Source organism: Nocardioides sp. Bht2 (assembly GCF_047308515.1).
Classification (GTDB): domain Bacteria; phylum Actinomycetota; class Actinomycetes; order Propionibacteriales; family Nocardioidaceae; genus Nocardioides.
Genome location: NZ_JBLBWI010000023.1, coordinates 1 through 15754 on the forward strand (window position 1 = coordinate 1; position 15754 = coordinate 15754).

General features: G+C 68.4%; 14 protein-coding genes and 1 other RNA gene. 10 read left to right on the plus strand and 5 right to left on the minus strand.

What is annotated here, in order from left to right; translation table 11 throughout:
• Window positions 1-232 precede the first annotated feature (232 nt).
• Window positions 233-653, minus strand: an RNA gene (gene rnpB / locus ACLM5J_RS19415) — RNase P RNA component class A.
• A gap of 72 nt (window positions 654-725) precedes the next feature.
• On the opposite strand from rnpB, the gene ACLM5J_RS19420 reads away from it, so the two are divergent.
• On the plus strand, window positions 726-1124 hold the full coding sequence (locus tag ACLM5J_RS19420) for a tetratricopeptide repeat protein (RefSeq protein WP_413658320.1): 399 nt from the start codon (window positions 726-728) through the stop codon (window positions 1122-1124).
• Window positions 1125-1173: 49 nt separating this feature from the next.
• Here ACLM5J_RS19420 and map read toward each other — a convergent pair whose 3' ends face one another.
• Entirely contained in the window at window positions 1174-2028 is an 855-nt protein-coding gene (gene map, locus ACLM5J_RS19425; protein WP_413658321.1) for a type I methionyl aminopeptidase, read from the minus strand.
• 24 nt (window positions 2029-2052) lie between these two features.
• Between map and ACLM5J_RS19430 the strand changes: the two genes are divergently transcribed.
• Complete coding sequence (locus ACLM5J_RS19430; protein ID WP_413658322.1) at window positions 2053-2247, plus strand: hypothetical protein; 195 nt, start codon at window positions 2053-2055, stop codon at window positions 2245-2247.
• Between the two features lie 18 nt (window positions 2248-2265).
• Window positions 2266-2529 (plus strand): hypothetical protein, encoded by a 264-nt coding sequence (locus ACLM5J_RS19435; RefSeq protein ID WP_413658323.1) that lies wholly within the window; start codon window positions 2266-2268, stop codon window positions 2527-2529.
• 67 nt (window positions 2530-2596) lie between these two features.
• Here ACLM5J_RS19435 and panB read toward each other — a convergent pair whose 3' ends face one another.
• Complete coding sequence (gene panB / locus ACLM5J_RS19440; protein ID WP_413658324.1) at window positions 2597-3466, minus strand: 3-methyl-2-oxobutanoate hydroxymethyltransferase; 870 nt, start codon at window positions 3464-3466, stop codon at window positions 2597-2599.
• 131 nt (window positions 3467-3597) lie between these two features.
• Between panB and ACLM5J_RS19445 the strand changes: the two genes are divergently transcribed.
• The 3 genes from ACLM5J_RS19445 (at window position 3598) to ACLM5J_RS19455 (ending at window position 6618) form a co-directional block, all read left to right on the plus strand.
• Complete coding sequence (locus ACLM5J_RS19445) at window positions 3598-5658, plus strand: NAD(+) synthase (RefSeq protein WP_413658325.1); 2061 nt, start codon at window positions 3598-3600, stop codon at window positions 5656-5658.
• 116 nt (window positions 5659-5774) lie between these two features.
• The gene (locus ACLM5J_RS19450; protein ID WP_413658326.1) at window positions 5775-6164 is read left to right on the plus strand and encodes a hypothetical protein; all 390 of its coding nucleotides are present in this window, start codon (window positions 5775-5777) and stop codon (window positions 6162-6164) included.
• A gap of 52 nt (window positions 6165-6216) precedes the next feature.
• Window positions 6217-6618 (plus strand): hypothetical protein, encoded by a 402-nt coding sequence (locus ACLM5J_RS19455; RefSeq protein WP_413658327.1) that lies wholly within the window; start codon window positions 6217-6219, stop codon window positions 6616-6618.
• A gap of 29 nt (window positions 6619-6647) precedes the next feature.
• Here ACLM5J_RS19455 and ACLM5J_RS19460 read toward each other — a convergent pair whose 3' ends face one another.
• Together ACLM5J_RS19460 and ACLM5J_RS19465 are read right to left on the minus strand one after the other, a co-directional pair.
• A complete protein-coding gene (locus ACLM5J_RS19460; RefSeq protein ID WP_413658328.1) occupies window positions 6648-7976 on the minus strand; it encodes an ATP-binding protein in 1329 nt (442 codons plus the stop codon).
• 3 nt (window positions 7977-7979) lie between these two features.
• Window positions 7980-8666 carry a response regulator transcription factor gene (locus ACLM5J_RS19465; protein WP_413658329.1) on the minus strand — a complete coding sequence of 229 codons (687 nt, stop codon included), beginning with the start codon at window positions 8664-8666 and terminating at the stop codon, window positions 7980-7982.
• A gap of 112 nt (window positions 8667-8778) precedes the next feature.
• On the opposite strand from ACLM5J_RS19465, the gene ACLM5J_RS19470 reads away from it, so the two are divergent.
• The 4 genes from ACLM5J_RS19470 (at window position 8779) to ACLM5J_RS19485 (ending at window position 15748) form a co-directional block, all read left to right on the plus strand.
• Window positions 8779-9228, plus strand: a complete 450-nt coding sequence (locus ACLM5J_RS19470; protein WP_413658330.1) for a hypothetical protein — start codon at window positions 8779-8781, stop codon at window positions 9226-9228.
• An 86-nt stretch (window positions 9229-9314) separates the two neighbouring features.
• Window positions 9315-10652 carry a glutamine synthetase family protein gene (locus ACLM5J_RS19475; RefSeq protein WP_413658331.1) on the plus strand — a complete coding sequence of 446 codons (1338 nt, stop codon included), beginning with the start codon at window positions 9315-9317 and terminating at the stop codon, window positions 10650-10652.
• A 14-nt stretch (window positions 10653-10666) separates the two neighbouring features.
• Window positions 10667-13648, plus strand: coding sequence for a bifunctional [glutamine synthetase] adenylyltransferase/[glutamine synthetase]-adenylyl-L-tyrosine phosphorylase (locus ACLM5J_RS19480; RefSeq protein ID WP_413658332.1), 2982 nt, complete (start codon window positions 10667-10669; stop codon window positions 13646-13648).
• Between the two features lie 108 nt (window positions 13649-13756).
• Window positions 13757-15748: a CASTOR/POLLUX-related putative ion channel gene (locus tag ACLM5J_RS19485; RefSeq protein WP_413658333.1), complete on the plus strand. Its 1992-nt coding sequence runs from the start codon at window positions 13757-13759 to the stop codon at window positions 15746-15748.
• The last annotated feature ends 6 nt before the right edge of the window (window positions 15749-15754 follow it).

Genomic DNA, 15754 nt, shown 5'->3' on the forward strand with positions numbered 1-15754 from the left:
AGACGCGGCCTGACTACCGCACACCCCGAGTGTCAACCAGACCGGGGGCAGACCCGCCGGGTGTTGCCTGTAGAGGAAGGAGGAGGGACGCCTAGGTCGCCGCAGCTGGTGCGCACCATGTCCGTTTCCCGCCATCGAATTATGGAAACGAGAGATGTTCCGGACTTTTCGCGGACTTTGGGCCGATCTGACCGGCTCCACAAACTGTTCATGCAGGTCAGAGGCCTAAAAGCGGAAGGGCTGGCTCATAGGCCGGGTTCTGTTCGCCAGGGGGCCTTGCGACCGTCCTGGTTGGCGACCATCCATCTGGGACCGACGTTGCCGCCGGCCTCGTGCGATCTACCCGCACACTCGGGCGAGCAGCCCTCGAACGTGTGCGCACTGTCCTCCGAGGAGGACAGCTTCTTGATCTTGCTCCCGGTGGGGTTTACCTAGCTGCCCTGGTCACCCAGGGCACTGGTGGTCTCTTACACCACCGTTTCACCCTTACCTGCTCGACTGTTCCGAAGAACAACCCGCAGGCGGTCTGTTCTCTGTGGCACTGTCCCGCGGGTCACCCCGGGTGGGTGTTACCCACCACCGTGCCCTGTGGAGCCCGGACCTTCCTCGACGCCGCCCTTGTGAGGCTCCGCCGCGGCCGCCCGGCCAGCCCTTCCGCGCCCACCAGCCTAGGGCAGCGGGCGCGGGAATCTTGCAGCGGCGTCCGGCGTTGAGCCGCCATGGACATGTTGCAGCCGCCTTCGATCGTCTTCCCCGACCAGCGGGACCCGGCGTCGGCCTACCGGGTTGCCCACGAGTTGCTGATCCAGCGCGATCCGGCTCAGGCACTGGAGATCCTGGAGCCTGCCCTGGAGTTGGAGCCCGACAACTACGGCCTGCGCAGCCTGCGTGCCTGGGCCTGGTTCATCCGGGTCCAGCTCGACAAGGCTCGCGAGGAGCTTGAGCGCCTGGTCGAGATCGACCCGACCGACAGCTGGGTCCGGTTCATGTTGGGCCGGGTTCACGAGCGCCAGTCGAACTACGACGCCGCGCTCCCGCACCTGCGGCTCGCCGCCGTCATGTCGGGCGACCCCGAGCACGAGCTTTCGGTGCTCCGGGTCGAGCGTCTCAGCAGCTCAATGTGACCTGAGGGCTGGGTTCGGTCCGATTTGTGAACCGTGAGGTCACATTGAGCTAGGGGTTGGTCAGTACTTCGGCGCCGTCCTCGGTGACCAGAAGGGTGTGCTCGAACTGGGCACTCCGACGGAGATCCTTGGTGACGACGGTCCACCCGTCGTCCCACATCTCCCACTCGTGAGTGCCCAGGTTGAGCATCGGCTCGATGGTGAAGGTCATCCCGGGCCGGATCTCGTCGTCGTAGCCGGACTCGTCGTAGTGCGGCACGACCAGGCCGGAGTGGAAGTGCGTGCCGATCCCGTGGCCGGTGAACTCGCGGACCACGCCGTAGTTGAACCGCTTGGCGTAGGCCTCGATCACCCGCCCGATGATGTCGATCCGCCGACCGGGCTTCACGGCCTTGATGCCGCGCTCCAGTGCGGTCTTGGTCCGCTCCACCAGGAGTCGTGTCTCCTCGTCGACGTCGCCGGCCAAGAAGGTGGCGTTGGTGTCTCCGTGCACGCCGCCGATGAAGGCGGTGATGTCGATGTTCACGATGTCGCCGTCCTGGACGACCCGGTCGTCCGGGATGCCATGGCAGACCACCTCGTTGACCGACGAGCACAACGACTTCGGGAACCCGCGGTAACCGAGCGTGGAAGGGTACGCGCCGTGGTCGCAGAGGAACTCGTGGCCGATCCGGTCCAGTTCGTCGGTGGTGACGCCGGGAACGACGGCGCGGCCGACCTCCTCGCGCGCCTGCGCGGCGAGACGACCGGCGATCCGCATCTTCTCGATCGTCTCGGCGTCCTTGACCTCGCTGCCGGTGAACCGCTCCGGGGCCTCGCGGTCGACGTACTCCGGGCGTGCGATCGAGGCGGGGACCGGACGGCGGGGCGAGATGCGGCCGGCGACGACCGAAGACGTGGACATGGCCACGAGTGTAGTTTCGGCAGCATGGACACCGAGTACTGGTTCTGTCTCAAGCACCACACCGTCGAGCCCCGCGACGGCTGCCGCAACGCCGACCGGCTCGGGCCGTACGCCAGCGAGGCCGAAGCCGCACGTGCGCTGGACAAGGTCGCCGAGCGCAACGACTCCTGGGACAACGACCCCGACTGGAACGACAACAACGAGGAATCGGCGGAGTAAAGCCGCTACGGTCAGGGCGTGCCCAACCAGAAGATCTCGCCCTGGCCTTTCATCGGTATGGGTGGCCTCGCCTGCGCCCTCTTCCTGTACGGCGCCAGCGTGCTGCTGGCTCCTTGGTGGGCGGTAGCGCTGCTGATCCTGCTCTGGCTGGTGCTCTTCGTAGTGGCCTGTCGCTGGTGGACCCCGCATCCGATGCGCCTGCCCTGGCTCGCGGCCTTCGCGGTCGCCTTCTGGTTCAGCTTCATCAACGCCGGTGGTGCCTGGCTCGGCTGGACCGCCTGAACGTCAACTCAATGTGACCTCTCGGCAGTTCGGCGTCCGAATTGTGAACCGAGAGGTCACATTGAGCTCAGAAGGAGTGTTCGGGGCCCGGGAAAGTTCCGCCCTTGACGTCGTCGGCGTACGCCTTGGCGCCGTCGAGCAGGGCCTGGTGGACGTCGGCGTACTGCTTGACGAACTTCGCCATCCGGCCGGTTCGCAGGCCGAAGGCGTCCTGCCAGACGAGCACCTGGCCATCGCACTGGTTGCCGGCGCCGATGCCGATGGTGGGGATCTCGAGCTCGCGGCTGATCTCACCCGCGACGTCGGCCGGGACCATCTCCATCACCACCGCGAACGCGCCTGCAGCCTGGACGGCGCGGGCGTCGGCCTTGATCCGCTCCGCGGTCTCGCCGCGGCCCTGAACCCGGTACCCGCCGAGGGTGTGCTCGCTCTGCGGGGTGAAGCCGATGTGCGCCACGACGGGGATGCCGCCCTGGGTGAGCTTGGTGATCACCGGGGCCATCTCGGCGCCGCCCTCAAGCTTCACGCAGTGGGCCCGGGCCTCCTTCATGAAGCGCACCGCGGTCAGATAGCCCTGCTCCGGCGACGCCTGGTAGGAACCGAACGGGAGGTCCGCGACGACCATGGCGCGCTTGGCGGAGAGGGCCACCGCACGGGTCATCGGGATCAGCTCATCGACCGTGATCGGCAGCGAGGTGTCGTTGCCGAGAACGTTGTTGGAAGCACTGTCGCCGACCAGCAGCATGTCGATCCCGGCCTCGTCGAACGTGGCGGCGGTGTACATGTCGTAGGCGGTGAGCATGGTGATCTTCTCGCCACGCTCCTTCATCTCCCGCAGGTGATGGGTACGTACCTTCTTCACCGGGATGGTCGACGCAGCCGCTGCGCCGGTGCCGTACGGTGCGGCAACTTCGTTGTTGCCCTTCGACTCGCTCATCGCGACTCTCCCTCGTGTTCTCGCAGCTCCCATGACGGAGTCCACGGATCGGTTCAAAGGCTAGTCCGCAAACGGCCCGTTCCGCAGTGTGGGGAGGGTCACCACGGCGGCCGGTCACTAGACTCACCGGCGTGGACTTCTACAGCGCCTACGCTCACGGTTTCGCCCGCGTTGCCGCCTGCACCATCCCGGTCACGATCGCAGATCCGGATGCCTGCGCGAGTGCGGTGCTGGCGGAAGCGGTCGCCTGTCACGAACAGGGCGTCGCGCTGGCGGTCTTCCCGGAGCTGAGCCTTTCGGGCTACTCCATCGACGACCTCTTCCTGCAGGACACCCTGCTCGAAGGAGTCGAGGCCGCGATCGCTCGGTTGGTCGAGGCCAGCCGGGAGCTGCGCACGGTGCTGGTCGTCGGCGCACCGCTGGTGCAGGGCAACCGGGTGCTGAACTGCGCGGTGGTGATCCACGCCGGTGCGGTGCTCGGCGTCGCGCCGAAGTCCTACCTGCCGACCTACCGGGAGTTCTACGAGCGGCGTTGGTTCGCACCGGGCGACGACCGGCGCGACAGCACGATCACCCTCAACGGTGTCGAGGTGCCGTTCGGTCCCGACCTGATCTTCTCCGCCAGCGACGTCCGCGGCCTGACCTTCCACGTCGAGGTCTGTGAAGACATGTGGGTGCCGATCCCACCGAGCGCCGAAGCGGCGTTGGCGGGGGCCCAGGTCCTGGTCAACCTCTCCGGTTCGCCGATCACCGTGGCGCGGGCCGAGGACCGCCGGCTGATGGTCCGCAGTGCCAGTGCGCGCTGCTCCGCGGCCTACCTCTACGCGGCAGCGGGCCAGGGGGAGTCGACGACCGACCTCTCCTGGGACGGCCAGACGATGATCTACGAGCTCGGCGACCTGCTCGCCGAGACCGAGCGGTTCCCGCACACCGCACAACGCAGCGTCGCCGACATCGACCTCGACCGGCTCCGTCAGGAACGGCTGCGCCAGGGCACCTTCGACGACAACCGGCGCACCCATGCGGACCGGGTGCGGTTCCGCACGGTCGAGTTCGCGCTCAGCCCGCCGACCGGGGACATTGGCCTGCTGCGCAAGGTGGATCGCTTCCCGTTCGTCCCTGACGACGCGGACCGGCTCGCGCTGGACTGCTACGAGGCGTACAACATCCAGGTCTCCGGCCTGGAGCAGCGGCTCGCTGCGATCGGTCACCCCAAGGTCGTGATCGGGGTCTCCGGCGGCCTGGACTCCACGCACGCGTTGATCGTCGCCGCCAAGGCGATGGACCGCCTCGGCCGTCCGCGCGCCGACATCCACGCGTTCACGATGCCGGGCTTCGCCACCGGCGACACCAGCAAGTCGTACGCCACCAGGCTCTCGCAGGCCCTCGGCGTCACGTTCGCGGAGTTGGACATCAAGCCGGCTGCCGAACAGATGCTGGCCGGACTGGAGCACCCGTACGCCGACGGTGAACCGGTCTACGACGTGACCTTCGAGAACGTCCAGGCCGGGCTACGGACCGACTATCTCTTCCGGTTGGCCAACCATCGCGGCGGCATCGTGCTCGGCACCGGAGACCTGTCGGAGTTGGCCTTGGGCTGGTGTACCTACGGCGTCGGCGACCAGATGTCGCACTACAACGTCAATGGGGGAGTGCCGAAGACCCTGATCCAGCACCTGATCCGTTGGGTGATCAGCTCCGGACAGTTCGACGCCTCAGAGCACGCTGCCGAGATCCGCGAGGTGCTGGCCGAGATCCTCGCCCAGGAGATCACCCCCGAGCTGATCCCGACCACCGAAGGCGCCAAGCCGCAGGCGACCGAGGACTCGGTCGGCCCTTACGCGCTGCAGGACTTCACCCTCTGGCACGTGCTGCGCCAGGGGGCCCGCCCGTCCCGGATCGCCTTCCTCTCCTGGCATGCGTGGCGTGACGCCGACTCCGGTGAGTGGCCGCCCGGCATCGAGGATCACCGTCAGGTCGCCTATGACCTGCCGGTGATCGTGGACTGGTTGGAGGTCTTCGTCCGACGGTTCTTCTCCAGCCAGTTCAAGCGGTCCGCGCTGCCCAACGGCCCGAAGGTCTCGGCCGGAGGGACGATGTCGCCGCGCGGGGATTGGCGGATGCCCTCCGACGCCTCGGCGACCGCCTGGCTCGCCGAACTGGCTCGGGTACGGAGCTCGTTCCAGGCTTAGCGCAGGCTTAATGTTGCGCTGATCCGCAGTTAGCGGGCACTGCGAAAACCTTGGGGACATCGCCGATCAACAACGGGCGATCTGTTCACACCAAGGCCGCAGTGAGGAGTACCGCAATGAGCATCCGTCCCCGCCACCTGGCGATCGGTGCCGCAGGAGTCGCCGTCGTCGGACTGGTAGCCGGCGGCGCCGTCTGGGCCGTCGCCGACGACAACGACGTCGTCCGCAACGGCACCTGCACGACCGCCAACTACGAGTTCGAGGTCGAGGCGGAGGAGAACGACACCGTCGAGCTCAACCTCGAACTCCTGGCCGCATCGGTCGGCGAGGAGTGGAGCGTCTCGCTCAGCCAGGACGGCCAGCTGCTTTACAGCGGCGTCCGGATCGCCGACGACGAGGCCGAGATCGACGTCGACATCGACGCCGCGGCCAAGAAGTCGGCGACCTACGTCGCCGAGTTCGGCCCCGTCGGCACCCGGCAGTGCCGGGTGGAACTCACCCACTGACCCAACGGTCACCCCGTAGCCCCGTACGCATTCCATTGAAGGGAACGTCGTCATGAACCGTTTCACCCGTCTCAGCGCCGCAGCAGCAGGCGCACTCGCACTCCCCGCCTCGCTGATCCTCGCCGCGCCGGCAGCCAACGCCGCCAACGCCGGCCCCGAGGTCGACCGCGAAGGCCGCTACGCCGGCGCCCACTACGAGTTCAGCGTGGACCGCGAAGGCCGCGGCTACGAGGTCTCGGTGGACGTCGACTTCGCCAAGCCCGGCAGCAAGTGGAAGGTCGTGCTCTGGCACGACGGCAAGCGTTTCGTGAAGACCACCCGCACCGCTGACCGCGAGGGTGACGTCGAGCTGGAGCGGTTCCGGCCCAACACCGCGGGCAGCGACACGTTCAAGGTGAAGATCACCAAGGTCGGCAGCAAGAAGTCCGTGGTCCGGACCATCCGCTTCCGCTGACCGACTTCGCATCCAGGGTGGGGCTGGGACTACTGAGGTGGTCCCAGTTCCACCCTGACGCGTGCACCGGGACGGCCGGAACGGTCGATGGTCACCGAACCCCCGGACGCCGCTGCGGTCCGGGAGACGATCGACAGGCCCAGGCCCGTGGAGCCGGCACCGCTGGCGCCACGGGCGCTTACGTCCACGTCGGCCGGGAAACCGGGGCCGTCGTCGGCGACCACCAGGACTGCGCCGCCGCCGGGCCGTGCGGTCAACGCGACGGTGATGCCTGCGCCGTCAGGGGTATGACTGAAGACGTTGTCCAGCAGCACGTCGACCATCGCCGCGACGTCCTCGGCGCTGACCGCCACCAGCACCGGCGCCGGCGCCGTCTCGACCAGGAAGGCGCGGCGCTGGTCCTCGGCGAGCGGCTCCCAGAACGCGCAGCGATCACGGACCGCGGCAACGGCGTCGGCGGCCGCGATCAGTCCTTCACGCTGGCCGCGCCGCGCTTCGCGGACGACGTCGTCGACCATCGCCTGCAGCCGGTCCAGGTCGGTACTCAATCGCTCACGCTCGGTGCCGTCGCGGAGCCCGTCGACGCCCAGGCGGAGTGCGGTGATCGGCGTCCGCAGCCGGTGTGAAAGGTCGGCCACGCCTTCACGTTCGCGCTCCAGGAGGCCCTCGATCCGGACCACCAGCCGGTTCAGGGCTGCACCGAGCTCGGCCACCTCCTGCGGACCCTCCACCGTGATCTCCGGGAGGGGACCACCGGTGCCCAACTCCTGCGCGCGTTGAGCCAGGGAGCGGATCGGCTGGACGAAGGACCGTCCGAGCCGGTCGGCCAACAGCATCGCGGCGGCGAAGACGACCAGGCCCAGCAGGCCGAGGATCAGCCAGGCCCGGTGGACCGGTGACGGGAACGACTCCTCATAGACCTGGACCCGGACCACCGGCGTGTTCTCGGGGCGGGCGTTGACGCCGCCCAAGGAGACCGGAACCAGGAACTCCGCGCCACCGTCGACATCGTCGATCCGGGCCTGGCCGGTACGCCGGGCCTCGCGGATCCGGCCGTCCTCCGCGGTCGCGTCCGGCCCGACGATCAGCCCGTCGGGGTGCTCGGTCGACGGCGGGTAGTAGACGGTGGTGATGATCCCGGGGTTCGCCTCGTTGATCCGGTCCAGGTAGTGCGCCACCGCGCCCATGTCCTGGGCCTGACCGGAGACCACCGACTCGGTCGCCTGCACCTCGAGCGCTGCCCGGGAGAGCCGATCCTCCAGGGCGTAGCTGCGGACCAGGACGGCGAGCGGGATCAACAGAGCCAGGAGGACGACCGCCACGGTGGCGCCGACGGTCAGACGCAGACTGCGACGCATCGGCTACTCCGCCGGGGCGCTGAGCCGGACGCCGACCCCGCGCACCGTCGTCAGATAGCGGGGGTCGTCGGCGGTCTCGCCCAGTTTGCGACGCAACCAGGAGAGGTGGACGTCGACGGTCTTCTCGCTACCGCCCCAGGGCTGCTGCCAGACCTGGGTGAGCAACTCGCGCTTGGTGACGACGTCGCCGGCGTGCTCGGCCAGGTGGAGCAGTAGATCGAACTCACGCGGACTCAGGTCGATGCGCGCGCCGTCCAGGGTGGCGTGGCGGCCACGGATGTCGATCCGCAGACCACCGACGACCACCTCGGCCCGGACACCGGCGTCGGTCTGGGTGCGGCGAAGGACCGCGCGGATCCGAGCCTCCAACTGCGTACTCGTATAGGGCTTCACCACGTAGTCATCGGCGCCGGCGTCCAGCGCGCTGACCAGGGACGGGTCGTCGTCGCGGGCGCTGGCGATGATCACCGGGACCTCGCTGACGGCGCGGATCATCGCGAGGACCTGGGTGCCGTCGATGTCGGGGAGCCCGAGGTCGAGGACGACCAGATCGGGCCGGGTCTCCAATGCCGCGTTCAGACCGGTCATCCCGGTGGCGGCGGAGTCCACGGCATGTCCGCGCTCGCGCAGACTGCGCAGCACCAGGGACCTGATCCGGTCGTCGTCCTCAATCACCAGCAGATGCGCCACACCCCGACGCTAGCGCCTCGCCGGGCGCGGGAGGTGCATGCGCCCGGCCCCTTAGCCGGACCTTAACCATCAGATAGCGAACCGCAGCCCCAACGCCCGCCACAATGGAGCGGTGGGAACGAAGTGGAAGTGGATAGTGGCGTGGGTCGCGGCAGCGGTCGTTCTGGTGACGATCGGGGTGATCACGGTCTCCAGTGTGGGCGCCTCGATCCGCGGACGGGGTCCGCTGGGCAACGAGGTCGTGCGCAACGCCGAGGTCGCCGAAGGCTCGGTCCGTCCCACGGAGATCCCGTCGGGGTTGCCACGGGTGGAGGCCAGGTTCCGTAAGGAGTTCGGGACCTTCGTGGTGGCCTGCGAGGGCGTCTACGCCTACGGGGTCAAGGCGATCCCGGACACCGCGCGCGGTTGGCGCACGATCAGTGTGGAACGTGGACCCGACGACGACGTCGACGCGGTCTTCAGCAACGGCTCCCGGTCGATCGAGATCGAGGTCTTCTGTAACCGTGGCCGGCCGACCATCGCCGACGTCGAGTACAACCACCTCGGTGGGGACGACGACTAGTCACCTCGGGTGAGTCTCAGTTTTCCCCGGGGAGGCAGTTCGGGTCGTCATGCGCCCGTAACACGCAATAAGACATAGTTGTCCCCATGGGTAAGCAGGAAGACTTCGTGCTCCGCGCTCTTGAAGAGCGTGACGTCCGGTTCGTGCGGTTGTGGTTCACCGACGTGCAGGGCTTCCTCAAGTCGGTGGCGGTCGCCCCGGCCGAGCTCGAAGGCGCCTTCGAGGAGGGCATCGGCTTCGACGGCTCCGCGATCGAGGGCTTCGCTCGGGTCTACGAGTCGGACATGCTGGCCAAGCCGGACCCGACGACGTTCCAGATCCTGCCGTGGCGGGGCGAGGGCCCCAGCACCGCGCGGATGTTCTGCGACATCGCGATGCCGGACGGAAGCCCGTCGTACGCGGACCCGCGCTACGTGCTGAAGCGCGCGCTCAGCTCCGCGGCGGAGAAGGGGTTCACCTTCTACACCCACCCCGAGATCGAGTTCTACCTCTTCAAGGACACCCCGCAGCAGGGCGTCGAGCCGGTACCGGTGGACCGCAGCGGCTACTTCGACCACACCGCGCAGTCCTTCGGCTCGGACTTCCGCCGCGAGGCGATCACGATGCTGGAAGCAATGGGCATCTCGGTCGAGTTCAGCCACCACGAAGGCGGCCCCGGTCAGCAGGAGATCGACCTGCGCTACGCCGACGCGTTGAGCACCGCCGACAACATCATGACCTTCCGGACCGTGGTCCGCGAGGTGGCGTTGAGCCAGGGCATGTGGGCCTCCTTCATGCCCAAGCCGTTCACCACCCACCCCGGTTCCGGCATGCACACCCACGTCTCGCTCTTCGAAGGTGACCGCAACGCCTTCTTCGAGGCCGGCGCGGAGTACCAGCTCAGCCAGACAGGTCGCCAGTTCATCGCCGGCATCCTGCGGCACGCCCCGGAGATCACCGCGCTGACCAACCAGTGGGTGAACTCCTACAAGCGGTTGATCGGTGGCGGCGAGGCGCCGGCCTACATCTGCTGGGGGCACAACAACCGGTCCGCGATGGTCCGGGTTCCCATGTACAAGCCGAACAAGGGCCAGTCGGCCCGCGTCGAGCTGCGCACCATCGATCCCGCCTGCAACCCTTACCTCGCCTTCGCCGTGATCCTGGCGGCCGGGATGAAGGGCATCGAGCACGGCTACGAGCTCCCGCCCGAGGCCGAGGACGACGTGTGGTCGCTCAATGAGCGCGAGCGCAAGGCACTCGGCATCGAGCCCCTGCCCAAGACCCTCTACGAAGCGATTCGGGTGGCGGAGAACTCCGAGCTTCTCGCCGAGACGCTGGGTGAGCACGTCTACGACTTCTTCCTCCGCAACAAGCGTGCGGAGTGGGAGGAGTACCGGGGTCAGGTCTCGGTCTGGGAGCGCGACCGGATGCTGCCCGTTCTCTGAGCGGATGGTGCGCGATGAACCGACCCGTACCCGGTAACTCGCGCACAGCCCTGGGGGCTCTCGGTTTCCAGGAGATCGATGATGCCCAGGCCGGCCTGGCTCTGCTGGGGGTGTACGCCGAGCCCCTGCGTGCCCTGCTCGGGCGCAGCGCCGACCCGGACCTCGCGTTACGCGGGTTGAACCGGCTCGCCGAAGCGGTCTCCGACCGCGATGCCATGCTGGCCGCCCTCGCCGCCGACGAAGGCACAGCGATGCGGCTGCTCCGGGTGCTCGGTGCGAGCAATGCGCTGGGCGACCACCTGGTCCGCCATCCCGAGCAATGGCGGGAGTTGCAGGACCCGACGCTGGGTTCCACCCGGGCGCCCGCGTTCGCGATGCGGGCCGACCTACTGCGCGCCGTCGGGGCTGACCCGGGCGGTTCGGAGCCGGTCGCGGAGTCGAGCGAGGTGAAGGCGCTCGACGCGCTCCGGGTCGAGTACCGCAGGATCCTGCTCCGGCTGGCAGCCCGCGACCTGGCCCACGATGCACGCGTCGACGACGTCGCCGCGGAGTTGTCGGACCTGGCGGCGGGCACGCTGGAGGCTGCGTTGGCGATCGCACGGGCTCGGGTAGGCGACGCGGCGAGGAGCGTGCGGCTCGCGGTGATCGCGATGGGCAAGTGCGGGGGCCACGAACTCAACTACGTCAGTGACGTCGACGTCATCTTCGTCCATGCACCGGCACCGGACGCCGCCGACGACATAGCGCTTCGGGCCGGCACCCAGTTGGCGGCGCAGGTGATCCGGATCTGCTCGGAACACACCGGCGAGGGCGCGATCTGGCCGGTCGACGCCGGACTGCGACCCGAGGGAAAGAACGGCCCGCTGGTGCGGACCCTGGCCAGCCACCAGAGCTACTACGAACGCTGGGCGAAGACCTGGGAGTTCCAGGCCCTGCTCAAGGCGCGATTCGTCGCCGGCGATGCAGCCCTGGGGGCCGCGTACCTGGAGATGGTGACGCCCCTGGTCTGGGCGGCGTCGAGCCGCGATGACTTCGTCGAAGACGTTCAGTCGATGCGGCGCCGGGTGGTCGACCACCTCCCGCCCGCACAGGCGGAACGTCAGCTGAAGCTGGGCTCCGGGGGCCTGCGCGACGTGGAGTTCGCCGTTCAACTGCTGCAACTGGTCCATGGTCGCAACGACGAGTCGATCCACGCGCCGACCACGTTGAGTGCGTTGCACGAGTTGATCGAGGGCGGCTACGTCGGTCGTGCGGACGGCCAGACGATGCACGAGGCGTACTTCTTCCTACGTACGTTGGAACATCGCATCCAGCTCTTCGATCTTCGCCGCACCCACGTGCTGCCCGACGACGACGCCTCGTTGCGTCGGTTGGGGCGTTCCCTCGGTCACCTCAAGGACCCGATCGGTGGCCTCGGTGCACAGTGGCGGCACCATCGGCGTGAGGTCAGGCGGCTGCACGAGAAGCTCTTCTACCGTCCGTTGTTGGGAGCGGTGGCGAAGCTGACCGACGATCCGGTGACGCTCAGTGAGGAACAGGCAGAACGCCGCCTGGCCGCGTTGGGCTACGCCGACCCTCGGGCCGCTCTGCGGCATCTGGGTGCGATGACCGGGGGAGTGTCGCGGACCGCCGCGATCCAGCGTGCGCTGCTGCCGGTGATGTTGGAGTGGTTCGCCGACGCCCCCGACCCGGACGCCGGGCTCTGGGGGTTCCGACGGATCAGTGAGGCGCTGGGCCGCACGCCCTGGTACCTGCGCCTGCTGCGAGACGAGGGTGAGGTGGCGCAGCGTTTGGCCCGGGTGCTGGCGACCTCGCGGTACGCGACCGATCTGCTCGAGCGCGAACCCAACGGCGTCAAGGTGTTGGCCGAGGAGCTTGCGCCACGGACGACCGACGCAGTGCTGGCCGAGATGGTCGCCTCGGCACGGCGGCAGGGCCAACCCGACGAGGCGGCCAGGGCGATCCGGGCGGTGCGCCGACGCGAGCTGCTGCGGATCTCGGTCGGCGAGCTGGTCGGCGTCAACGACGTGTTGGGGGTGGGGGCCGGGCTCGCCCACCTGACCACCGCTGCGCTGGAGGCGACCTTGGAGGTCGCGGAACGGGCGGTGACCTCCCGGATGGGGCTGAGCGCTGCGCCGACCCGTCTGGCGATCATCGGGATGGGACGCTACGGCGGCTTCGAACTCTCCTACGGCAGCGACGCGGACGTCATGTTCGTCCATGACCCGGTGCCGGGCGGTGATCCGCGGCAAGCAGCCACCTACGCCCAACAGGTTGCCCTGGAGCTGCGGCGGATGCTGGCGATGCCGGCCAGCGACCCTGGCCTCGAGATCGACGCCGACCTGCGTCCGGAGGGGAAGCAGGGCCCGTTGGTGCGGAGCCTGGACGCCTATGCCAGCTACTACGCGCGGTGGTCGGAGCTCTGGGAGTTCCAGGCACTGTTGCGCGCCGATCCGGTGGTCGGGGATCCGGGGCTTCGGGAACGCTTCACGGCGATGATCGACCCGTTCCGGTTCCCGGCGGACGGGCTCGACGTCGATCAGGTGCGCGAGGTCCGGCGGATCAAGGCGCGGGTCGACGAGGAGCGCCTCCCACGCGGTGCCGATCCGCATACCCACCTCAAACTCGGGCGCGGCGGGTTGGCCGATATCGAGTGGACGGTGCAGTTGCTGCAGCTTCGCCACGCAGCTGTCGTACCTGGGTTGCGGACACCACGCACCGTCGAAGCGCTCGCGGCGGCGGAGCAGGCCGACCTGCTCAGCACCGACGACGCCGAAGCGCTGCGCGAAGCCTGGTGCCGGGTGAGCGCGGTACGCAATGCCGTCACGTTGGTGCGGGGTCGGGCTGCCGACTCGATGCCGCGCGACCCCCGTGAACGTGCCGGTGTGGCCGCCGTTCTCGGCTATCAGCCAGGGCAGAGTGACGAGATGGTCAACGACTACCTCCGGATCACCCGCCGCGCTCGCGCCGTCGTCGACCAGGTCTTCTGGGAGTAGGAGGACCAGCGCAGGGGTGGTCTAGAACCCTCACCCGCAGCGTGTACCGATACGCCATGCTGCGTACAGCGTCGCGGCGTTCTCCCGTTGCCACCGTGGCGATTCTCGGTGACCGGGCAACCCAGCGGTGAGGTGAAGATGGGATCGACCGGACGGCGTCTGCGCGCGAGGACCACCCAGGCGATGAAGGCCTCGAGCACGGAACGGGGTCGTCCGCATCCGCGGCCCACGCGGGGTGCGCGGCTGCGGTACTGGTTCGACGCCACGATGTCGCGGGGGACCTCGGCGTTGGTGGGGTGGCTCGCGGTACTGACCCTGGCCCTGGTTCTTGCCTTCAGTCTCTTCACCCTGATCACGCACTGGGCACCCGAAGGCGAGGACGGTGCACGTCCCGGCTTCTTCCGGCAGATGTTCAACAGCCTGATGCACGCCCTCGACCCCGGCACGGTCGCCGGCGACTCGGGCGGCGCCGCGTTCCTGATCACCATGCTCCTGCTCACCGTTGCCGGGCTCTTCATCGTCAGCGCCTTGATCGGTGTGATCGCGACCGGGATCGACGCTCGGCTGGAGGAACTGCGCCGCGGCCGTTCGCTGGTGATCGAGACCGACCACACCGTCGTACTGGGCTGGAGCGACGCGGTCTTCGCGATCATCCGGGAGTTGTCGATCGCCAACGAGTCCCGTCGCCGCCCTGCCGTGGTGGTCCTCTCCGACCGCGACAAGGTCGAGATGGAGGAGGAGATCCGGGAGAAGTGTGGCGACCTCGGCGGTACCCGGGTGGTCTGTCGGACCGGCTCGCCGCTCGACCTCGGTGACCTGCAACTGGTCAACCACACCGCCGCGCGCTCGGTGATCGTCCTGTCGCCCGGTGGCGACGACCCCGACACCGAGGTGATCAAGACTCTGATGGCGCTCTCTCTGGACGCCACCGACGAACCGCATGTGGTGGCCGAGATCCAGGACCCGCAGAACCTGGAGGCGGCGCGTCTGGTCGGCGGCACCCGAACCGTGATCGTCGACAAGCGCGAGACCATCGCGAGGTTGATCGTGCAGACCGCGCGCCAGTCCGGCGCAGCGGCGGTCTACACCGAGCTCTTCGACTTCTCCGGCGACGAGATCTACTTCCACCAGGACCCGGCGCTGGCGGGCGGTACGTACGCGGACGCCGTCGCGGCCTACGAGTCGGCCTCGGTGATCGGTGTGGTTGAGGCTGATGGTGCGGTGCGGCTCAACCCGCCGTCCTTGACGCCGATCGGCGCCGGTGAGATCGTCGTGGTCGCCGAGGACGACTCCGCCCTGGGCACCCTGGCGCGGAGTACCGCGTTGATCCATGAGGCGGCCTTCACGGACCGGACGCCGGTGGCCGAGAAGCCGTCGAGGATCCTGGTACTCGGATGGAACGAGCGGGCCGTCTCTGTGGTCCGCGAGCTCGATCAGTACGCGGAGCCCGGTTCGGTCCTAGAGGTGGTCACCGAGTTCGGTGAACCGCAGTTCCCGTCGCTCGTCAACCTGAGCGCCTCGGTGCGTCAGGGGCGGACGGCCGAGCGGGCCACGTTGGCGCCTCTCGACGTCGCCGGCTGCGACCAGGTGATCGTGCTCTGCTACTCCGACGACCTGCCCACCCAGCAGGCCGACGCCCGGACGCTGGTCAGCCTGCTCCACCTGCGGGAGTTGATCGGTGAACGGAGCAAGGGGGAGAGGCCGTCGGTGGTCAGCGAGATGCTGGACGACCGGAACCGGGCGCTGGCCCAGATCGCGCATGTCGACGACGTGATCGTCTCGGACGAGATCCTCAGCCTGATCCTCTCCCAGCTCTCGGAGAGCCGACGCCTGGAGGCCGTCTTCGCCGACCTGCTGGACGCAGATGGTGCCGAGATCTATCTGCGTCCCGTCGAGGACTACCTCCAGCTCGATGTCGAGGTGAACTACGCGACGGTGGTCGCTGCGGCCTCCCGGCGTGGTCAGACCGCTCTCGGTTACCGCACGGCTGCGGACAGCGAGCGGGCCGAAGCGGGCTTCGGGGTGGCGGTCAACCCGGCGAAGTCCTGGGCCCTGACCCCGGTTGCGGGTGACCGGGTGGTCGTGCTCGCCGACGACTGAAATGAA